Origin of the sequence: Citrobacter sp. 21OH12SH02A-Citro (genome assembly GCF_027919895.1) — a bacterium.
Lineage (GTDB): Bacteria > Pseudomonadota > Gammaproteobacteria > Enterobacterales > Enterobacteriaceae > Citrobacter > Citrobacter braakii.
Window position 1 is genome coordinate 2,888,491 of record NZ_CP114801.1, and the last position, 21,270, is coordinate 2,909,760.

The following is a 21,270-nucleotide window of genomic DNA, read 5'->3' on the forward strand; positions in this document are numbered from 1 at the left end:
TAAGCCGTATTAATGCAGTTTCAGACGCGGGCGGATCACCCGGTTAATGCTGCCAACCAGCATCATCAGACCGGTTTTAAAGTAACCGTGCAGAGCAATCTGGTGCATGCGGTACAGTGAGATGTACACAAAGCGCGCAATACGCCCTTCTACCATCATCGAACCACGGGTCAAGTTACCCATCAGGCTACCCACGGTAGAGAAGTTAGAAAGTGAAACCAGAGAGCCGTGGTCTTTGTACTGATACGCTTTCAGCGGCTTGCCGTTCATCTGCGCCAAAATGTTGTTCATTGCGCAGCTTGCCATCTGGTGCGCAGCCTGAGCGCGCGGCGGCACAAAACCACCTTCCGGGCGAGCGCAGGAAGCGCAGTCGCCAATCGCGTACACGTCGGGATCGCGCGTGGTCTGCAGAGTCGGCTCAACCACCAGTTGGTTAATACGATTGGTTTCCAGACCGCCAATGTCCTTCATAAAGTCTGGCGCTTTGATCCCCGCAGCCCACACCATCAGATCGGCTTCAATGTACTCGCCATCCTTGGTATGCAGGCCGCCTTCATCAGCGCTGGTTACCATCGTCTGGGTCAGTACGCGTACGCCCAGTTTGGTTAACTCATTATGCGCAGCACTGGAAATACGCGGCGGCAACGCAGGCAGAATACGCTCACCGGCTTCTACCAGCGTAACGTTCAGCGCTTCGTTGGTCAGCCCTTTGTAACCATAGCTGTGCAGCTGTTTTACCGCATTGTGCAGCTCGGCTGAGAGTTCAACCCCCGTCGCACCGCCGCCGACAATGGCGATATTTACTTTGCCGTTAGCGCCCAGATTCGCGGAATACTTCAGGAACAGATTCAGCATCTCCTGGTGGAAACGACGCGCCTGATGCGGGTTATCCAGGAAAATGCAGTTTTCTTTGACGCCCGGCGTATTGAAATCGTTGGAGGTACTACCCAACGCCATCACCAGCGTGTCATACGGGACTTTGCGCTCAGGAACCAGCAGCTCGCCCTTCTCATCGCGCAGTTCGGCAAGAGTAATGGTTTTCGCTTCGCGATCGATATCCACCACCGAACCCAACTGAAACTGGAAACCGTGGTTACGGGCATGCGCCAGATAGCTCAGCGCATCCACGCCTTCGTCCAGGGAACCCGTCGCGACTTCATGCAGTAACGGTTTCCATAAATGGCTGTGGTTTCTGTCCACCAGCGTGATTTTGGCCTTTTTCTTGCGCCCCAGCTTTTTACCCAGCTGCGTCGCCATTTCCAGTCCGCCAGCACCGCCGCCGACAATCACGATTCTTTTTAATGGTGTAGTCAACGTGACCCCCTTAAATTCATTAACCAATTGTTAATTAAAAGTTATAGGTATAGCCTTTAATTAACAACAAGTTACGATAATGAAAATGTTCTTCGAGAGTGAGAATAACACGAACGGTGCATTGGTCATACCAAAATTGATGTGTATCAAGTTTTGATGCTGAAAAGATAGACAACACGAACTTTAAGAACAAAAAAACCAGCCCGAAGGCTGGTTTTTTACACGTTCATTGAGGATTAACCTAACGTCTTGAACGCTTTGATGCGCTGCAAATGCGGGGAGATATTCTTAAACTTGTGCGTCTGCTCTTCGTCCCAGACTATCTCGTAAAAATGATGCAGCTCTTCTGACGAACGCTGACTATTGAGCGCTTCATCATGACGTGACAGGATCACCAGGCAGCGATCGCGATTCTTTTCGCGGAAATTGGTCACGCATTTTGTCGCGATATCGGCATACTCTTCAGGCCTGTCGATTTTTCCTTCCATGTTCTCATACGGGAACAGGTTGGGATTAAACACTACCTGACGAATATCACACAGGAAACCAATCCGTTCAGCCCAATATCCCCCGAGCCCCACGCCACAAATCAGCGGACGGTCGTCCACATTAAGCTGCAGCATTTTGTCCACTTCTTTCAGTAGATGCTGCATGTCATGTTTAGGATGCCGCGTACTGTAGCTAATCAGCCTGACATCCGGGTCGATGAACTGCAGCTGCAACACCTTTTCGTGGTTGCCCGGGCTGTTAGAGTCAAAACCGTGTAAATAGATAATCATCGCATCCTCGCCAAACTTGCGTTAATGACCTGCTTTCTCTTCCTGCCAGCGCTCATGAAGCTGGTTGAGCTGGGCGCTTACCGTCTTCCAGCGTGCCGAGTCCATCAGTTCCTGACGTGAAAATGAACCTTTATGATACAAACGTGTAACACGTTCTGCATTGATCGGCGACAGATTATCTAACACACTGACCGCGCCTTTACGATTATTGCAGACCAGGATCATATCGCAACCCGCATCCAGCGATGCCTGACCACGCTCCGCATAGCTTCCCATAATCGCCGCCCCTTCCATCGACAAATCATCGGAGAAAATGACGCCATCGAAACCAAGCTCCTGACGCAGCACCGTTTTCAGCCAGTGTGGCGAACCGCTCGCCGGACGCGGGTCCACGTCACTGTAGATGACATGCGCAGGCATAATGGCATCGAGTTTGTTTTCCGTAATCAATGTCTGGAACACGGACATATCTTTTGCACGAATTTCGGCTTCTGAACGTGGATCGGTTGGGGTTTCTTTATGCGAATCCGCCGTCACTGCCCCATGCCCGGGGAAATGTTTACCGGTAGTTTTCATGCCAGCAGCATGCATACCGTCAATGAAGCGGGTCGCCATAGCCAGCGCTTTCCGCGGATCGGCATGGTAAGAGCGTTCGCCAATCGCCGCGCTGATATGCCCCACATCCAGCACCGGCGCAAAACTGATATCTATATCCATTGCGATCATTTCGCTGGCCATTAGCCATCCGGCGTCCTGAGCCAGATTGCCGCCGTCTTCCAGACCGTGCAGCGCAGCAAAGGATTGGGCCGCGGGCAGACGCGTAAATCCTTCGCGAAAACGCTGTACCCTGCCGCCTTCCTGATCTACCGCCACCACCAGATGATTGCGTGATGCCGCGCGAATCTGGCGCACTAATTCACGCAACTGTTCCGGGTCATGATAATTTCGGGTAAAGAGGATCAACCCACCTACCAGCGGATGCGCCAGAATCTCACGCTCTTCAGCGTCCAGCTCATACCCTTCGACATCCAACATTACTGGGCCCACACTGCTCTCCTTATCCTTTCATTATTAGCTGCCGCCAGGTTTCATCGGCCAGCCTGATAAATTGTCGATCGCCAGTTTGTCGCCAGCGATACTCAAACCACCCCGCTTTCAGCATTATGACCCAAGGCCGCCATCGTCTGACCTGCCGCCACAGCGCGTTTTGTTCAATGTGCGCTCGTTGGGCGTAGGCGCTAACCAGCCGTTGGTGCTGAGATTCGTCCTTGACCCAAACCGCCGCCAGCTCCAGAGCGATATCACCGTCTCCGGCATATTCCCAGTCAATCAGCCGCAGCCCTGATGCTGTACGTACGATGTTGTCACCGTGGACATCCATATGCAGAGGCCCCAGACGCAAAGGTCGAGGCTCACCGCTTTTCCTGAGCCGCTTCAACGCTCGCAACCAGCATGGCGTACGACGCGCCGGATCGCCACACTGCCAGTACTGTTCGAGTAGCGGCAGCAGACTGATTCGCCAGCCCAATTGGGGTTGTTGGTGCAGATGATACAATAAGCCAGCGAGTTCGTCGGCGTCCGGCAATCTGGATTCTACCTTACCGTGAAAAAAGTCGACCGCCATCCACCCTCGTATATAAAAGCGGGGGCGCGGCGCAAGGCTTTCAGGCAGGTGCTTTAACGCGTGATAGTGGCGTAAGAAATGCGATTCCGGCGCGTCAGGGTCGTGATGACAGCGCAACACTAAGCGGTGGGTATCGTGTTCGATGATGCAGCTCCCGCCGCTCAGGCCGCTCTGGTTGGCTACGACGGGATAATACTGCGGGAAATAGCGCGACAACACCTCGTCGCGCGTCAGCCGGTTATTGTTGCTGTACGGCACCTTTACCTGACCAGATTATCTCGCCAGTTTGTACCAGCATTAATTGCATTTGCAGGGCCGGCGAATTGACGTTGCCGGAGGCGCTGGAATAGAGCACATACTGTGCGCCAACGTTACGGGCGATACCAATCGCTTTGCTGCGCGTTCCCAGACTGTCGTTCGGCGACAAACCTAACTGCTGTTTGGCGACAGCCAACTGCTGGGCGGAAACCAAGGTAAACTTGCCGTTATTCGCCAGCGCGTTCCTCAAGGTCTCGGTGGCTTCACCGGCATTCAACGAGCCGTTGGTCCGGTTATTCACGCTATCAACCAGCAGAACACCTCCCGCTTTGACGCCGTCAGCCTGCAGCATTTTACCGACCATCGGCTGCATAGCCCCGTTCCAGTCATAGTGACGTTGACGTGGCGTCGGCTGCGCCGTTTGGTCCTCGTGCTCAATCGGACCCGGCTGCTGCGGTATGCTTGGCACCGTTGGTACAACCGGCACCGGCTGTTGCGGCTGCGCGGGCTGTTCCGGCACCGGCTTCACTTCCTCTACGGGGGCGGGCTCACGTTGCGCCACACAGCCAGAGAGAAACATCGCCAGCGCGGCAATCAGTGCGTAGCGATTCATTTTGATCATCAAGATTCACCCCTTACAAATAAAGATAAAGTCTAACCTTGTGCGCCCCCAGAAAATTGGCGCTGCCGTACAGCGTCACCGACGAATGAGCCGGGATAGTCACGCTGCGTGGCGCTTCCAGAGGATGCATTTCCAGTCCTCTGGCGTCATACCAGTAAAACCGATAATGAACGGTAACGGGTTCTTGTCTTTCGTTATAAAGTCGCGAGGATGCTGAGGCCTGAATATCAGACGTGGTTAACGTCGGCTGTTCTGCTGTAATGCCCGCAGCCAGAATCGTTGATTCCATCACCAGCGACTGTTCATCACTTACCGGAATTTCAGGATGTGCCCGACAGCCAGCCAGTAGCAGCAAGCTCAGTGAAAGTGCAATGCATCCTCTGGTCATGCTTACAGACCTTTATGCGCAAGCATTGGACCCAGCGCCCGCCCGCCCAGCAGGTGCATATGAATGTGATACACCTCCTGACCGCCGTGACGATTGGTATTCATAATTAAACGATACCCATCCGCAGCAATGCCTTCCTGCTCGGCGATTTTCGCCGCTACGGTGATCATGCGACCCAGCGCCTGCTCGTGTTCCGCCGTCACATCGTTGACGGTCGGGATCAGGACGTTAGGAATGATCAGAATGTGCGTAGGTGCCTGAGGGGAAATATCACGAAACGCAGTGACCAGTTCATCCTGGTACACGATATCTGACGGAATTTCACGACGGATAATTTTGCTGAATATAGTTTCTTCTGCCACGACGTTTTCCTTTTTCATTAACAGCCCAAGCGTTATGCCATGCTACGCCGGGTCACTCTGCGAGTATAGAGTATGAGCGAGTTACTCACGCTCTTTCAACTTTAACCCTCGATTTTTTAAGCAAAAAGCCCTGCCACTGCTGTTCTTATAACCATTTCCCGTCGCTATTGCTTAAGCATAGTACTGAAACAACATTTCACTTATGCCCTCCACCAGCCTCGCAGCCCCTGCTGAAGAGACGGTGATCGTTGAGGGCTACCAGAATAACGACGCCAGCAACGTTTGGCCGATACCTGGCAGGCGACCATGAAGCCACCCACTCCGAGGTCAAATTTGACAGTAAAATGATGTACGTCGATGCCTATGTCAATAAAGCCGATGGTACGCTGATTGGCCCGTATGGCAGCTATGGTCCGGGCTATGACTACGTCGGAGGTACCGGCTGGAACAGCGGCAAGCGTAAGGTGGATGCCGTCGATCTGTTCGCCGACAGCGGTTACGACCTGTTTGGTCGTCAGCATAATCTGATGCTGGGCGGCAGCTACAGCAAACAGAATAACCGTTACGAAAGCGCGTGGGCGAACGTATTCCCCAACGAAATCGGCAGCTTCTATACCTTCGATGGTAACTTCCCGGAAACCAACTGGAACCCGCAGTCATTGGCCCAGGACGATACCACGCACATGAAATCGCTCTACGCCGCAACACGTATTTCGCTAGCCGACCCACTGCATTTGATTGTCGGCGCGCGTTATACCAACTGGCGTATCGACACCCTCGCCTACAGCATGGAACAAAACCACACCACGCCGTATGCGGGCCTGGTGTATGACATTGACGATAACTGGTCTACCTACGCCAGCTATACCTCAATCTTCCAGCCGCAGAACAAGCGCGACAGTTCCGGTAAATATCTCTCCCCAATTACCGGCAATACTATGAACTTGGCCTGAAGTCCGACTGGATGAACAGCCGTTTAACCACCACCCTCGCGGTGTTCCGCATTGAACAGGATAACGTGGGCCAATCAACCGGCGTACCAATTGCCGGTAGCAATGGCGACACGGCCTATAAAGCGATGGAGGGTACGGTTAGCAAAGGGGTCGAATTCGAAGTTAACGGTGCGATCACCGATAACTGGCAGAATCGTGTTTATAGAGATACGGTCACGCCGTTTGGCACATTCCGTGCGGAACAGGGAAGCTACGCCCTGGTCGATTTATTCACTCGCTATCAGGTGACGAAAAACGTCTCTGTGCAGGGTAACCTCAATAACCTGTTCGATAAAACCTACGACACCAATGTCGACGGATCTATCGTCTATGGCGAGCCGCGCAACGTCAGCGTCACCGCCAGCTATCAGTTCTGATTCGAAACACATCACGCTCCACCTGCTCGTCAGGTGGATGCACTGGACTGAGAAAAAAAAAAGCCCGCTTAAGTTTCCTTAAGCGGGCTTCTTAAATATGGCTCCTCTGACTGGACTCGAACCAGTGACATACGGATTAACAGTCCGCCGTTCTACCGACTGAACTACAGAGGAATCGTTGTGGAGGCTTATCTTAGCGGCGAAAAAATTTTTGTCAAACCCCATTTCCCCGAATAAGTTTCAATTGATGCTTCTCTCGACAGTTTGTTGCATTTCCAGACATTTTAAATGGAAAAAACTTTGCAGCTTTTTGGATTCTCCCTCATCATTTGAAATGAGGTTTCAACTTTCTTCTTTAAGGTCCACTTTGAACGTCTCCGCTGCCTTACGCCAGGTCGCTTCCCGCACGCCCTGGTATGCTAAACGCAAGAGTTATAAGGTTCTCTTTTGGCGCGAAATCACTCCGCTTGCGGTCCCCATTTTTCTGGAAAACACCTGTGTGCTGTTGATGGGCGTACTGAGTACCTTCCTTGTTAGCTGGTTGGGAAAAGAAGCAATGGCTGGCGTTGGTCTCGCCGACAGTTTCAACATGGTCATCATGGCGTTTTTTGCCGCCATCGATCTGGGAACCACGGTGGTGGTAGCATTTAGCCTGGGAAAACGAGATCGTCGACGGGCAAGGTCAGCAGCCAGACAATCGCTGGTGATCATGACGATTTTTGCTACCGTGCTGGCAGCGGTCATTCACTATTTTGGTGAACAGATTATTGACGTTGTCGCCGGTGAAGCAACTCCCGACGTTAAGGCTTTGGCACTCACCTATCTGGAGCTAACGGTGCTCAGCTACCCGGCGGCAGCCATTGCTTTGATCGGTAGCGGCGCACTTCGCGGAGCCGGAAATACCAAAATTCCGCTGTTGATTAATGGCGGTATGAATATCCTAAATATCATCATCAGCAGCATCCTGATCTACGGGGTCTTTTCCTGGCAAGGGCTGGGATTTGTGGGGGCAGGACTCGGGCTGACCATTTCACGCTACATCGGTGCGTTCGCCATTATCTGGGTGCTGATGATTGGTTTTAATCCGGCGCTGCGAATTCCCTTCAAAAGCTATTTTAAGCCGCTCAATCTCGCCATTATCTGGGAAGTTATGGGGATCGGTATTCCGGCAAGTATTGAGTCAGTGCTATTTAATGGCGGTAAACTGTTAACGCAGATGTTTGTCTCCGGCATGGGAACCAGCGTAATTGCCGGAAACTTCATTGCCTTTTCCATCGCCGCGCTCATCAACCTGCCGGGGAATGCTTTAGGCTCAGCGTCGACAATCATTACCGGCAGGCGTCTGGGAAATGGTCAGATAGCCCAAGCGGAAATCCAGTTACGCCATATATTCTGGCTCTCAACAATCGGCTTAACCGCCATCGCCTGGCTAACCGCCCCTTTTGCCGGCGTTATGGCCTCATTTTATACTCACGATCAGGATGTAAAAGAGGTCATTGTCATCCTAATTTGGCTCAACGCAGCGTTTATGCCGATATGGGCAGCATCTTGGGTGCTACCATCAGGGTTTAAGGGCGCACGTGATGTGCGTTTTGCGATGTGGGTATCGATGTTGGGCATGTGGGGCTGTCGCGTTGTGGCGGGTTACACCTTGGGAATTGTATTAGGATGGGGCGTAGTCGGCGTTTGGCTAGGGATGTTCTTCGACTGGGCCGTGCGCGCCGCGTTATTTTACTGGCGTATGGTTACAGGCCGCTGGTTATGGAAATATCCTCGCCCCGAGCGTGAAAAGTGCATAAAACAACCGGTTGCGTCTGAATAAGCGGCGAAATGGGGAATATTTCAGCAAACAATCGCATTTATCTATTCAGGCTTTGACAACGCTGAGTGGCATCGCTAATATTCGCCTCGTTCACACGATTCCTCTGTAGTTCAGTCGGTAGAACGGCGGACTGTTAATCCGTATGTCACTGGTTCGAGTCCAGTCAGAGGAGCCAAATTTAAGAAGCCTGCTTAGGAAACTAAGCAGGCTTTTTGCATTATATCTGATAATCAATCACGGCTTCATCTGGCTCCATCGCCTGGCGCTTGATTTCATCGACGGATAACCCTGCGTTGCATAGCTCAATAAATCGCCAGACATAGTTGCGCTGCAGTTGCCCGCGTTTCAGGCCCAGCCAGACGGTATTTGCATCAAATAAGTGCCGGGTATCCAGACGGGTTAAGCTCCCCTCCTCCTGCTCTCCACTGGATTGTTCTGCCACCAGCCCGATTCCCAGCCCCAGCGACACATAGGTTTTAATCACATCCGAGTCCTGGGCGCTGAGGATAATATCCGGCACTAACCCTTTACGGGCAAATGCCTCATCGATACGGGAACGCCCCGTAATCCCCTGACGATACGTAATTAATGGCCAGTGGGCGATAGATTCCAGTGTGAGAGGAGACGTTTTCACCAAGGGATGATCGTGAGGAACAAGCAGGCTGTGGTGCCAACGAAACCAGGGAAAAGCTACCAACAGCGGATCGCTGCTCAGTCGCTCGCTGGCAATCCCGATGTCTGCCCCACCGTTTTGCAACAGTACGTCAATCTCCTGCGGTGTACCCTGGATCAGTTCCAGACGCACCTCAGGGAAGAGCTCACGAAAGGCTTTAATCACCGCGGGCAGGCTATAGCGTGCCTGTGTATGCGTGGTGGCAATCGTCAGTACACCGGACGTGTCATTGGTAAACAGATCCGCCAGTCTGCGAACGTTGCTGGCCTCATTCAGAATACGCTCGGCAATAACCAGCAAGGCTTTGCCCGGTTCGGTCATGCCCAGCAGGCGTTTACCGCGACGGATAAAAATCTCAATGCCAAGTTCATCTTCAAGTTCACGAATATGTCGGCTGACTCCCGACTGCGAGGTGTACAGTATATTCGCGACTTCCGTCAGGTTGTAATCCTGACGGGCCGCCTCGCGGATTATTTTAAGTTGCTGGAAATTCACTTTTCGCTCCGGGCGCATCAGACATTACGCTATTGTTAAAGTCTGATGCCCGGCATAACAAATAATAAAAACCCGCATCTTATTCCTGGAGGGAATAAGGTTTAGCTGACCAGCTGTAGCTCGCGGTTTTCCAGTGCCGGACGGCTTACCAGCGACAACAGGATCTCCTTCACGGCCTGTGCCTGCGGCGATAAGCTCCCTCTGGCTGAGACGTTCAGCGATAATGGCAGATTCATCGATGGGGTTGTTATCCGCGCCATCCAGCCGTTAGCGGCATTACATAATGAACGGGCCGCCGACTCAGGCAACACTGTGACGCCCATCCCACTGGCGATGGCAGCCGTTAAGGTGGCGATAGATTCAATTTCGCCAATCACTTTGGCCGTCAGGCGACGAAGCGAAAAAGCTTCATCTACACGCAGGCGAACTGCGCTGTAATCCCGTGGCAAAAACAGATTCATCTGCGCCACCGCGGCTAAATCAACGCTTTGCCCCGGGCAATCACGCGTCCCGACCAGGTACAGATCCTCTTTAAGCAACGGTTGACTGCTGATACCCGCCACGGGTGAGCGCTCGTAGAGCACCGCCATGTCTAAATGCCCACTGAGCAGCTTGTCATTCAGCACCGCCCCACTGTTTTCATGCAAATAGACCAGCACATCGGGCAGCTCTGCTCGTACTGTCTGTAATAACGGCATAGTGATGGCTGACGCCGCCGTCCCCGGTGCCAGGCCAATAGAGACCTGTCCCCCCAGGGTCTGACCCACGTTATTGACCGCAAGTTGCGCCTGCTCGCACTGGCGTAAAATCGTCCGCGCATGGGCATACAACACTTTCCCCGCTTCCGTCGGTGTGACGCCGCGTTTGGTGCGAATCAGCAGTTGCTGATCCAGTTCGCCTTCCAGCGTAGCAACCTGCTGGCTCAGCGCGGGTTGCGCGATATGCAACACTTCCGCTGCCTGGGTCAGGCTACCAATATCGACGATTTTCACGAAATATTTCAGTCGTCTGAAGTTCATTTTGCCTCCTGTCGGAATACCAGAACCCGTGCTGGCAGTCATTAATTTCAGGATTGCAAGATGCTTGCCAGTTTAGTCAGCAGCCGTGTTTTACGGTTAAAACCGCGTAAAGTCAGGCTCAAAGGTGAAGAATGGACTTTTTGCACACCTGAATCTCTCATTCTGGCTGCCCTGGAAGAGGTAGACGCGCACCAGAATGGGGCAAAAGCATAAAAAGACGGAAAGATCGCCGCTTTGCTGATTTTGTCAGCAAACGAACGCACAAATGTATTTCCCCCTTTGACAAGCCTCATCGCCCTCGCTAATATGCGCCTCGTTCAAACGATTCCTCTGTAGTTCAGTCGGTAGAACGGCGGACTGTTAATCCGTATGTCACTGGTTCGAGTCCAGTCAGAGGAGCCAAATTTAAGAAGCCTGCTTAGGAAACTAAGCAGGCTTTTTGCTTTTCTGTTTTTCATTCATCTTATTTTTCATGTAGCCCTCTGGTGAGGGAGATAATCGTTTTCTCTTCCCGTCTGTCGCGGTAATCTCATAACGGTCGTTAATATATCGACTGCAATGTGTGTAGCCCAATTCAAATACTAATAACTAAAAGACAGTACAGACAGGATAACTATGGATTCCACTCTCACCTCCGCGGGTCCCCAAGAGGACGTCTCTTCGCTTCATCGTGCCCGACGCGCTGCGCTTGGTAGCTTCGCTGGCGCCGTGGTCGACTGGTATGATTTTCTGCTTTATGGCATCACCGCCGCACTGGTCTTTAATCGCGAGTTCTTCCCGCAGGTTAGCCCGGCAATGGGAACACTTGCCGCATTTGCCACCTTTGGCGTCGGATTTTTGTTCCGTCCGTTAGGCGGGGTTATCTTCGGCCACTTTGGCGATCGCCTTGGCCGTAAACGCATGCTGATGCTCACCGTCTGGATGATGGGGATTGCCACTGCGCTGATAGGGATTATTCCTTCTTTTGACACTATTGGCTGGTGGGCCCCTGTGCTGCTGGTGACGCTACGCGCCATTCAGGGATTCGCCGTTGGTGGTGAATGGGGCGGCGCGGCGTTGCTCTCGGTCGAAAGCGCGCCGAAAAATAAAAAAGCCTTCTACAGCAGTGGCGTTCAGGTCGGTTACGGCGTCGGACTGCTGCTTTCTACCGGTCTGGTCTCACTGATTAGCTCGCAAACCACCGATGAGCAGTTCCTGAGCTGGGGCTGGCGTATTCCGTTCCTGTTCAGCATCGTACTGGTTTTGGGCGCGTTGTGGATGCGTAACAGAATGGATGAATCAGCCGAATTCGAACAGCAGCAACAGGCAGCGCAACCAGAGAAAAAGCGGTTACCGGTGGTCGAGGCGTTAATCCGCCATCCGGGCGCATTCTTAAAAATTATCGGCTTGCGCTTATGTGAACTGCTGACGATGTATATCGTCACCGCGTTTGCCCTTAATTACTCTACGCAGAACCTGGGCCTACCCCGCGAGCTGTTTCTGAATATCGGTTTGTTAGTGGGAGGACTGAGCTGTCTGACCATCCCCTGCTTTGCCTGGCTTGCCGACCGCTTTGGTCGACGGCGCGTGTACATTACCGGTGCACTGGTCGGTACGCTGAGCGCCTTCCCGTTCTTTATGGCGCTGGAAGCACAGTCTATTTTCTGGATCGTGTTCTTCGCGATTATGTTGGCCAATATTGCGCACGATATGGTGGTCTGTGTACAGCAGCCTATGTTTACCGGTTTGTTTGGCGCAAGTTATCGCTACAGCGGCGCAGGCGTTGGCTATCAGGTGGCAAGTGTGGTTGGCGGTGGTTTTACCCCCTTCATTGCTGCGGCACTGGTGACATTCTCTGGAGGAGACTGGCACAGCGTGGCCATTTATCTGATGGCCGGGTGTCTTATTTCCGCCGCCACTGCATTGCTGATGCGGGATAAGCAGCACAGTTAAGCCCTGATGCGAAGGTCATTCGGCCTTCGCACAATCTTCCTCAACGTCTGACTTTTGTTTCATATTCCTGTGACATACTATCGGGAGAGCAGTACATCTGTGGAACAAGGAGACAGACATGAACAATAAGGGCTCTAGCCTGACCCCAACTCAGGCACTGGATAAACTGGACGCGCTGTACGAGCAGTCGGTTAAAGCACTGCGTAGCGCCATTGGTAAGTACATTGAAACAGGGACGCTCCCTGACATAATCGCCCGCCATAATGGTCTTTTTGTTTACCCATCGCTTTGTGTCACCTGGGATGGCAGCGCCACCAATCCCCCGAAAACCCGCGCTTATGGCCGTTTTACCCATGCGGGTAGCTATACCACTACGATCACCCGTCCGTCGCTTTTTCGTCCCTATCTTGAAGAACAACTCACGCTGCTGTATCAGGATTATGATGCGCATATCTCCGTCGAACCGTCGCAGCATGAAATCCCTTATCCCTATGTGATTGACGGTTCTGAGCTGACGCTCGACCGCTCAATGAGCGCCGGATTAACGCGCCATTTCCCCACTACCGAGTTGTCACAAATTGGAGATGAAACAGCCGATGGTACCTATCATCCGGCGGAATTCTCCCCGCTGTCGCACTTCGACGCCCGACGAGTAGATTTTTCGCTCGCACGACTGCGTCACTACACGGGAACGCCGGTTGAACATTTCCAGCCATTTGTGCTGTTCACCAACTACACCCGCTATGTCGATGAGTTCGTGCGCTGGGGCTGCAGCCAGATCCTCGATCCGAACAGCCCCTATATCGCGCTGTCATGCGCGGGCGGGATCTGGATCACCGCTGAAACGGAAGCTCCAGAAGAGGCCATCTCCGATCTCGCCTGGAAGAAACATCAGATGCCCGCCTGGCATCTAATCACCGCCGACGGTCAGGGGATCACGCTGGTCAATATCGGCGTTGGCCCGTCTAACGCTAAAACCATTTGTGATCATCTGGCCGTACTGCGCCCTGACGTCTGGCTGATGATTGGACACTGTGGCGGCCTGCGTGAAAGCCAGGCGATTGGCGACTATGTTCTGGCCCACGCTTATCTGCGTGACGACCACGTGCTGGATGCCGTCCTGCCGCCGGATATTCCGATTCCGAGCATTGCGGAAGTACAACGTGCACTGTATGACGCCACCAAAGAAGTCAGCGGCATGCCCGGCGAAGAAGTTAAACAGCGCCTGCGTACCGGTACCGTCGTCACCACCGACGATCGCAACTGGGAGTTACGCTATTCCGCTTCTGCGCTGCGTTTTAACCTCAGTCGCGCGGTGGCCATTGATATGGAAAGCGCCACCATCGCCGCCCAGGGTTACCGCTTCCGTGTCCCTTACGGCACGCTGCTGTGCGTTTCCGATAAACCGCTGCACGGCGAGATCAAACTGCCTGGTCAGGCCAACCGTTTTTATGAAGGTGCCATTTCCGAGCACCTGCAAATAGGTATCCGGGCAATCGATCGTCTGCGTGCTGAAGGCGATCGACTGCACTCCCGTAAATTACGTACGTTCAACGAACCGCCGTTCCGTTAAGGCCTGAAGGTAACTATGCACAACTCAACTCCTCTTTCCGCTCTGCGCAACCTGCTGTTAGCGCAAGGGCTGGATGGCATGATTGTTCCGCGCGCCGACGCTTACCAAAGCGAAGATTGTACACCGCATGACAATAAGCTGGCCTGGCTGACCGGTTTTAGCGGCTCCGCTGGTCTCGCGTTGGTCCTGCGCGACCGCGCATTAATGTTTGTCGATGGACGCTATCAGGTCCAGGTGCGCAATGAAGTCTCGCTGGATGATTTTGAAATTCACCATTTACATGACGAACCGCTGGCCGACTATTTGCAGTCTCACGTTGCTGCGGGCGCGCGTATCGGTTTTGAACCGTTGCTGATGGTCAACAGCCAGTTTGAAGCACTGTCGGCGACCCATTGCGAGCTGGCGCCTCTTGAGCAAGATCCTTTCGACCAGGTATGGCTTGACCGCCCGGCAGCCCCCTGCGGCATCATTCGTGAAATGCCCATTGAAATCAGCGGGGAAAGCAGCACACAAAAACGTGCCCGCGTCGTGGATCTGCTCACGCAACAACAGGCCGACGTTCTGGCGATCACGCTGCCGGATAACATTGCCTGGCTGCTGAATGTGCGCGGTTCCGATCTGCCAATGGTGCCAGTGCCGTTTTCGTTCGCCCTGCTCCATCGCAGCGGCGAGCTGGAATGGTTTGTTGATAGCAACAAAACCCAGCAGCTCCCTGCTGCACTGCTGAATACGCTCACGCTGGCCCCACAAGAGAGTTTTCTTGCCCGCTGCCAGCAGTTAGCCAAAGGGAAACGCTTTTTGGTCGATAAAGACTACGCCCCGGTCGCGCTGCGTTTTGCCATTGTAGAACACGGTGGCGAAGTCTTATGGGCACCCGATCCCATCACCTTGATGAAAGCGCACAAGAATGACGTTGAACTGGCGGGCTATCGGGAATGCCATGAACAAGATGGCGCGGCCTGGGTTAACTTTCTGGCATGGCTTACGCATGAAGTTCCCTTGCGCGAAGCGGCAGGCAATCCGGTCACTGAGCTGGAAGCTCAGGCCAGGCAACTGGAATTTCGCCAGCAGCAGCCGGGATTTATCGAGCAAAGCTTCAACACGATTTCGGCCTCAGCCAGCAATGCCGCAATGTGCCATTACCATTCCAGCGAAAAAACCAATACGCCCATTACCTCTCAGGCCATGTATCTGAATGATTCCGGCGGCCAGTACCATAATGGTACGACGGATACAACGCGCACCCTCGCGTTTGGTCCACAGGATCCGCAGCGTCGTCTGCATTACACCGCTGTGTTGAAAGGCTTTTTGTCGCTTATCTCGCTGCAATTTCCCAGCGGCACTCAGGGTCATCAGCTGGATGCCTTTAGCCGTCGGGCGCTGTGGGATCTGGGTCTGGATTTTGATCACGGTACGGGACACGGCGTAGGCCATCAGCTCCTGATCCATGAGCAGCCCCATCGCATTGCCAAAAAAGTAAACCCCTGGCCCCTGGTTGCGGGCAATATCATTACCATCGAGCCGGGTTATTATCTGGCCGGAGAATATGGGATCCGTATTGAGAATCAGGTGGAGATTATCAACAGTCGTCCTGGCTTCTGTCGCTTCTCAACGCTGACGCTGGTGCCAATTGATTTAAGTCTGGTTGAACTGCATCTGCTAAGTGAGGCTGAAAAGCAGTGGATTGATGATTACCACCAGCAGGTCAGAGAGACGTTATCCCCACGCGTGAACGCAGAGGCTCGTCCGTGGTTGTTCGCCGCCACTGCGCCGATTCGCGTTCAGGCCAATTAATGCATTAAAAAAGGCAGCCCGCAGGCTGCCTTAATTCTCCCCAACTTTTTACTGCTTAGCTGTGACGGATGTACTCATCCATTTCAGTTTTCAGGTTATCGGACTTAGTACCGAAGATAGCCTGAACACCGGAACCCGCCACTACAACGCCCGCCGCACCCAGTTTCTTCAGGCCAGCCTGATCCACTTTGGCAACGTCAGCGACGCTGACACGCAGACGAGTGATGCACGCATCGAGGTTAGTGATGTTTTCTTTACCGCCGAATGCCGCAACCAGGGCCGGAGCCATTTCGCCGGACGCACCCGCTTTGGTATCTTCGGTAGCATCTTCACGACCCGGAGTTTTCAGGTCCAGCGCTTTGATCAGCACACGGAAGATGGTGTAGTAAACAATCGCATAACCGATACCAACAATCGGGAACAGCCACAGTTTGCTGCTGTTACCGGACAGAACGATAAAGTCGATCAGACCGTGGGAGAACGACGTACCGTCACGCATACCCAGCAGGATACAGATCGGGAATGCCAGACCAGCCAGAATTGCGTGGATGATGTACAGGATCGGTGCCACGAACATGAACGAGAACTCGATCGGTTCGGTAATACCGGTCAGGAACGAGGTCAGCGCCGCGGAGATCATGATACCGCCCACTTTCGCGCGGTTTTCTGGTTTAGCAGAGTGCCAGATAGCGATAGCGGCAGCCGGCAGACCGTACATTTTGAACAGGAAGCCACCAGACAGTTTGCCCGCAGTCGGGTCACCCGCCATATAGCGAGGGATATCGCCGTGGAATACCTGGCCCGCAGCATTGGTGTATTCACCGATCTGCATCTGGAATGGAACGTTCCAGATATGGTGCAGACCAAACGGCACCAGGCAGCGTTCAATGAAGCCATAGATACCGAACGCTACGACCGGGTTCTGGTATGCAGCCCACTGGGAAAACGTCTGAATAGCAGTCCCGATCGGCGGCCAAATGAAGGACAGAACCACACCGGTGAAGATAGCGGCCAGACCAGAAATGATAGGAACGAAGCGCTTACCCGCAAAGAAGCCAAGATACTCAGGCAATTTGATACGGTAGAAACGGTTGAACATATACGCTGCAATCGCACCGGAGATAATCCCCCCGAGAACACCCGTATCAGCAAGGTGTTTAGCTGCGATCTCTTCAGCAGGTAAATGCAGAACCAGCGGCGCAACAACAGCCATGGTCTTAACCATAATGCCGTAGGCAACAACGGATGCCAGTGCAGATACGCCGTCGTTATTGGTGAAGCCTAACGCGACACCGATGGCAAAAATCAGCGGCATGTTTGCAAAAACAGAACCGCCTGCTTCTGCCATTACGTGCGATACAACGGCTGGCAGCCAGCTGAAGTTAGCGGAACCGACACCCAGCAGGATACCTGCAATCGGGAGTACGGATACCGGCAGCATCAGCGATTTACCGACCTTTTGCAGGTTAGCAAATGCATTCTTAAACATAATTGAGAGTGCTCCTGAGTATTTGTGCTTTTCTACGTTCTCACGCATTAGCGAGGGGGGAGAACCTCGCCGTGTACAGGGCATCTAAGTACCCTTTATTTATTACACAGAGTAAAATAATTCAGTTTGTTTTTGTTTGACGGCTATCACAATTCAGTCGTGGATGGCCGTAAAATCCGCACATTCCGATAAAATGCGTTTCTGAATGTGTCAAACCGGTTATTCACCGCCCATTTTGAGGCGGTGAACTTTACTCGCTTTGCTTATTAATTACGAGCTTTAAAAAAAGTCAGTTAACGAACGGATTGCAGGCGAGAAGCGTCGATGTGAAACAGGCGGGCAAAGTTATCAGTGGTTGCCTGCGCCAGTTCTTCAACGGCAACACCTTTCACTACGGCCATATACTCCGCAACGTCACGGGTCATGGCGGGCTGGTTCTCTTTTCCACGATGCGGTACAGGCGCAAGGTAGGGAGAATCCGTCTCAACCAGCAACCGATCCAGAGGAACATAGCGGGCGGCATCACGGAGCTGATCTGCGTTACGGAACGTGACGATGCCGGAAAACGAGATATAAAATCCGAGGTCCAGCAATTTGCCCGCCGTTTCTCTGTCTTCTGTAAAACAGTGTAGTACGCCACCACAATCCGTCACTTTTTCTTCGCGCAGAATAGACAGCGTATCGGCCCGCGCATCGCGGGTATGTACGATAACTGGCTTTTGTAACTCACGGCCAATCTGAATATGATGGATAAAAGATTCCTGCTGGCGCACCTTTGTTTCCGGCGTATAGAAATAGTCCAGCCCGGTTTCCCCCATCGCCACAACACCCTCTTCGGCGGCAAAACGGCGCAGGTCTTCAACATCATAGGCTTCATCCTGATTTAACGGATGCACGCCGCAGGAGAACACCACATTGTCACGTTCACCGACCAGTTCGCGCATACTGCGGTATCCTGGCAGAGTGGTCGCGACGGCAAGACAGAATTTCACATCGCGTGCGGCTGCTTTCGCCAGCACGTCATCCACGTCCTTATGCAGAGATTGATAATCCAGGCCATCAAGATGGCAGTGTGAGTCGACTAAAAACATAATGTCTCTCTCAAAGATGGGGAACAGGCAGTACGGTGCCTGGTTGCAGGTAATGCTCAATACGCAGGATAAGATCGGTTAACACCAGTTCACGGTTTACGCCTGTTACGTTCAGCAACTGCTGACGGCAATGACAAACGTCACCGAGTATCGCCTGTATCCGGGCGACGGATAACCGTTCTGCGATAGAAGATATCAGGTCCAGCGCATCAGGATTGGTTAAATGGGAAACCCCATACGGACGCTTCAAGGCATCCGTCAACAACGTTGCCAGCCAGTGTAAACGGGCGGCGGCCTGATCGTGGTTTAACGCCGCGAGCAGGATATACCAGTCACCTGCGTTTAATGTGTTTGCCAGTGCCGCACAAAAATCTGTGCGATGCGCCCAGCTTTCAGCCTGTAACAACGAGAGTGCCGCACCAGGCGAACCCGCGCTCAGGCGTAATGCGCTCAACAGCGCTTCTGGAGATGCGGTCACTTCGCGGGCGAGCCAGGAGATTGCGTACGACTCAGCCGGCGGCGCAAGATGGTGTAACCGGCAGCGGCTGCGCAATGTCGCCAGCAATCGCGCAGGCTCTGTGCTGGCGAGGAAAAACCAGGTTTGTGCTGGCGGTTCTTCCAGCGTTTTTAGCAGAGCATTGGCAGCAGCATCAGTTAACTGGGCAGCATCAGGGATCCACACCACTTTCGCACCGCCAAGGCGTGAATGCTCGTACAGTTTTTCACTCACTTCACGTACCGCATCAACCCCCAGCGTGCTTTTGCCTTTTTCCGGCAGCAGCGAATAGTAGTCAGGATGCGTCCCCGCCTGCATCAGCTGACAGCCCCGGCAGTGTCCGCAGCTTTTATGCCCTTCCGGCTGCTGGCACATTAAATAGCGACTGAGCGCGTAAATCAGCGCGTCGTCACCCATTCCGGGTAATGCCTGAATCAGTAACGCATGGTGACCACGACCCGCCTGGTAGCTGGCTACCAGTTTTTCAAAATCTGGCCGTAACCATGGGTACCATTTCATGCGCCCTGCTCCTGCACCCACTGGGTGATGGTATTGCGGATATCAGCCATCACAGCTTCCAGCGGCTGCGTAGCGTCGATGGTACGAATGCTGGCATCTTTGGCAGCCAGTTCAAGATAGCGCGCGCGGGTGCGATTAAAGAAATCGAAAGATTCCTGCTCAATACGATCCAGCTCGCCGCGCGCACGGGCACGCTTCAATCCGACTTCTGGAGTCACGTCCAGATAGAGCGTCAGGTCCGGGCGAAAATCACCGAGCACAGCATCGCGCAGGGTTGCCAGCATGTTTTGATCGATGCCGCGTCCGCCCCCCTGATACGCCTGGGTCGACAAATCGTGACGGTCGCCAATTACCCATGCGCCTTTTGCCAGCGCAGGTTTAATAACGGTTTCGACCAGCTGTACGCGCGCGGCGTAAAACATCAGAACTTCAGCTTTGTCAGTGATGACCTCGTCACCCACCGACTTAATGTCCAGCACCAGACTTCTTAGTTTCTCCGCGAGCTGAGTTCCCCCCGGTTCGCGGGTAAAAACCATGTCACGAATACCGAGTTGCTCAAGTGTCTCTACCACCACGTTACGCGCAGTGGTTTTTCCGGCGCCTTCCAGGCCCTCGATGACGATATAGTTACTGCCCATTTTTTTCCTTAAGCACTTTCAGGTAATCCTGCACGGACCGGTTGTGGCTGGCAAGATTGGTGTTAAACGTGTGACCGCCTTTACCGTCAGCCACGAAATAGAGGTACGGCGTTTTTGCCGGATGCGCCGCGGCCTGCAATGAGGCCTCTCCCGGCATGGCAATCGGGCCAGGCGGCAACCCCGTAATGGTATAGGTGTTATAGGCGGTCGGGGTATCTAAATCCACACGCGACAGCTTGCCATTATACCGTGACCCCATCCCGTAAATCACCGTCGGATCGGTCTGTAAACGCATGCCAATCCGTAAGCGGTTAATAAAGACGGAAGCCACCTGGTCACGCTCGCTGGCAACCGCAGTCTCTTTTTCGATAATAGAGGCCATGGTTACCAGCTGATTTTTGTCCTGATAAGGCAGGCCTTCAGCGCGCCCTTCCCAGACCGAGTCTACCGCTTTAACCATTTTCTGATGTGCGCGTTTTAGTAACGCCACGTCAGTTGTATTGGCGGTATACATCCAGGTATCTGGCCAGAACCAGCCTTCCACCCATTGCGGGTTTTCCAGCTTCAGCGCCTGTGCAACGGTCTCGTAATTATCATCGCTCAGCGTATGTTTGATGTACGGGGCGTCACGCAGCTGTTTGAGGTAGTCGCTCAGACGCATCCCTTCAACCAGACGTAACGGGAACTGCGCCTCTTTACCGCTTTCCAGCAGTTGCAACATGTCCCGTACCGTCATGTCGGGCGTAAAACGGTAGGTTCCGGCTTTAAAATGCGACAGTTCGGGTTCCACACGCAGCAGCCACTGGAATACACGCGGACGATTGATAACGTTGTCCGCATACAACTGTTCACCGAGAACCAGACGGCCCGTACCCGCTTTCAGCGTAAAAATCGTCTCTTCTTTAATCAATAACTTACTGTCCGCCAGATGGCGAACTTTCCACATTCCCACTCCCGCAGCTATGCCCAGCACAACCAGCAATAACAGGACAACAAGTAACAGTTTTTTCATG

19 protein-coding genes, 3 tRNA genes and 1 pseudogene are annotated in these 21,270 nt (G+C 53.2%); 8 read left to right on the top strand and 15 right to left on the bottom strand.

The features are described from left to right. Positions 1–9: 9 nt before the first annotated feature. The 7 genes from ndh to hinT form a co-directional block, all read right to left on the bottom strand. Positions 10–1,314, bottom strand: a complete 1,305-nt coding sequence (gene ndh, locus O6D90_RS14080; protein ID WP_016152676.1) for an NADH-quinone dehydrogenase — start codon at positions 1,312–1,314, stop codon at positions 10–12. Positions 1,315–1,550: 236 nt separating this feature from the next. Continuing rightward, positions 1,551–2,093 (bottom strand): alpha/beta hydrolase YcfP, encoded by a 543-nt coding sequence (ycfP, locus tag O6D90_RS14085; protein ID WP_003030817.1) that lies wholly within the window; start codon positions 2,091–2,093, stop codon positions 1,551–1,553. Between the two features lie 21 nt (positions 2,094–2,114). Continuing rightward, complete coding sequence (gene nagZ / locus O6D90_RS14090; protein WP_016152675.1) at positions 2,115–3,140, bottom strand: beta-N-acetylhexosaminidase; 1,026 nt, start codon at positions 3,138–3,140, stop codon at positions 2,115–2,117. A gap of 10 nt (positions 3,141–3,150) precedes the next feature. Continuing rightward, a complete protein-coding gene (thiK, locus tag O6D90_RS14095) occupies positions 3,151–3,975 on the bottom strand; it encodes a thiamine kinase (protein WP_016156205.1) in 825 nt (274 codons plus the stop codon). Next, positions 3,956–4,597, bottom strand: a complete 642-nt coding sequence (gene lpoB / locus O6D90_RS14100) for a penicillin-binding protein activator LpoB (RefSeq protein ID WP_016152673.1) — start codon at positions 4,595–4,597, stop codon at positions 3,956–3,958. The genes thiK and lpoB overlap by 20 nt, the downstream gene beginning before the upstream one ends. Before the next feature lie 13 nt (positions 4,598–4,610). After that, the gene (locus O6D90_RS14105) at positions 4,611–4,985 is read right to left on the bottom strand and encodes a YcfL family protein (protein WP_016152672.1); all 375 of its coding nucleotides are present in this window, start codon (positions 4,983–4,985) and stop codon (positions 4,611–4,613) included. 2 nt (positions 4,986–4,987) lie between these two features. Then, on the bottom strand, positions 4,988–5,347 hold the full coding sequence (gene hinT / locus O6D90_RS14110) for a purine nucleoside phosphoramidase (protein WP_016156204.1): 360 nt from the start codon (positions 5,345–5,347) through the stop codon (positions 4,988–4,990). Between the two features lie 273 nt (positions 5,348–5,620). Here hinT and O6D90_RS14115 point away from each other — a divergent pair. Beyond that, a pseudogene (locus O6D90_RS14115) lies at positions 5,621–6,716 on the top strand (TonB-dependent receptor domain-containing protein); the annotation flags it as partial. 98 nt (positions 6,717–6,814) lie between these two features. On the opposite strand, the gene O6D90_RS14120 reads toward O6D90_RS14115, so the two are convergent. Then, positions 6,815–6,890 (bottom strand) — tRNA-Asn (locus O6D90_RS14120). A gap of 160 nt (positions 6,891–7,050) precedes the next feature. Here O6D90_RS14120 and O6D90_RS14125 point away from each other — a divergent pair. Both O6D90_RS14125 and O6D90_RS14130 read left to right on the top strand, forming a co-directional pair. Next, the gene (locus O6D90_RS14125) at positions 7,051–8,538 is read left to right on the top strand and encodes an EmmdR/YeeO family multidrug/toxin efflux MATE transporter (protein WP_278085702.1); all 1,488 of its coding nucleotides are present in this window, start codon (positions 7,051–7,053) and stop codon (positions 8,536–8,538) included. A 99-nt stretch (positions 8,539–8,637) separates the two neighbouring features. After that, positions 8,638–8,713: transfer RNA gene (locus O6D90_RS14130), tRNA-Asn, on the top strand. 42 nt (positions 8,714–8,755) lie between these two features. On the opposite strand, the gene cbl is transcribed toward O6D90_RS14130, so the two are convergent. Continuing rightward, entirely contained in the window at positions 8,756–9,706 is a 951-nt protein-coding gene (gene cbl / locus O6D90_RS14135; RefSeq protein WP_016152661.1) for an HTH-type transcriptional regulator Cbl, read from the bottom strand. A gap of 101 nt (positions 9,707–9,807) precedes the next feature. Further along, positions 9,808–10,725 (bottom strand): nitrogen assimilation transcriptional regulator NAC, encoded by a 918-nt coding sequence (gene nac, locus O6D90_RS14140; protein WP_016156200.1) that lies wholly within the window; start codon positions 10,723–10,725, stop codon positions 9,808–9,810. A 60-nt stretch (positions 10,726–10,785) separates the two neighbouring features. Between nac and O6D90_RS14145 the strand changes: the two genes are divergently transcribed. The 5 genes from O6D90_RS14145 to O6D90_RS14165 all read left to right on the top strand — a co-directional run bounded on the left by O6D90_RS14145 (position 10,786) and on the right by O6D90_RS14165 (position 16,024). Further along, positions 10,786–10,938 (top strand): hypothetical protein, encoded by a 153-nt coding sequence (locus O6D90_RS14145; protein WP_016156199.1) that lies wholly within the window; start codon positions 10,786–10,788, stop codon positions 10,936–10,938. Positions 10,939–11,051: 113 nt separating this feature from the next. Continuing rightward, positions 11,052–11,127, top strand: a tRNA-Asn gene (locus O6D90_RS14150). Positions 11,128–11,340: 213 nt separating this feature from the next. Further along, the gene (gene shiA, locus O6D90_RS14155) at positions 11,341–12,657 is read left to right on the top strand and encodes a shikimate transporter (protein ID WP_016156198.1); all 1,317 of its coding nucleotides are present in this window, start codon (positions 11,341–11,343) and stop codon (positions 12,655–12,657) included. Between the two features lie 118 nt (positions 12,658–12,775). Further along, positions 12,776–14,230: an AMP nucleosidase gene (locus tag O6D90_RS14160; RefSeq protein WP_016152657.1), complete on the top strand. Its 1,455-nt coding sequence runs from the start codon at positions 12,776–12,778 to the stop codon at positions 14,228–14,230. Between the two features lie 15 nt (positions 14,231–14,245). Further along, positions 14,246–16,024 (top strand): aminopeptidase P family protein, encoded by a 1,779-nt coding sequence (locus O6D90_RS14165; RefSeq protein ID WP_271143121.1) that lies wholly within the window; start codon positions 14,246–14,248, stop codon positions 16,022–16,024. A gap of 55 nt (positions 16,025–16,079) precedes the next feature. Here the strand turns inward: O6D90_RS14165 and ptsG are convergent, their stop codons facing one another. From ptsG to yceG, 5 genes are all read right to left on the bottom strand, one after another. Next, positions 16,080–17,513, bottom strand: a complete 1,434-nt coding sequence (ptsG, locus tag O6D90_RS14170; RefSeq protein ID WP_016152655.1) for a PTS glucose transporter subunit IIBC — start codon at positions 17,511–17,513, stop codon at positions 16,080–16,082. Between the two features lie 293 nt (positions 17,514–17,806). Further along, entirely contained in the window at positions 17,807–18,604 is a 798-nt protein-coding gene (locus tag O6D90_RS14175; RefSeq protein WP_016156196.1) for a metal-dependent hydrolase, read from the bottom strand. 10 nt (positions 18,605–18,614) lie between these two features. Then, complete coding sequence (gene holB / locus O6D90_RS14180) at positions 18,615–19,619, bottom strand: DNA polymerase III subunit delta' (RefSeq protein ID WP_016152653.1); 1,005 nt, start codon at positions 19,617–19,619, stop codon at positions 18,615–18,617. Continuing rightward, positions 19,616–20,257, bottom strand: a complete 642-nt coding sequence (tmk, locus tag O6D90_RS14185) for a dTMP kinase (RefSeq protein WP_016156195.1) — start codon at positions 20,255–20,257, stop codon at positions 19,616–19,618. The genes holB and tmk overlap by 4 nt, the downstream gene beginning before the upstream one ends. Further along, a complete protein-coding gene (gene yceG, locus O6D90_RS14190) occupies positions 20,247–21,269 on the bottom strand; it encodes a cell division protein YceG (RefSeq protein ID WP_016156194.1) in 1,023 nt (340 codons plus the stop codon). Before yceG ends, tmk begins: the two co-directional genes overlap by 11 nt. Position 21,270: the final 1 nt, after the last annotated feature.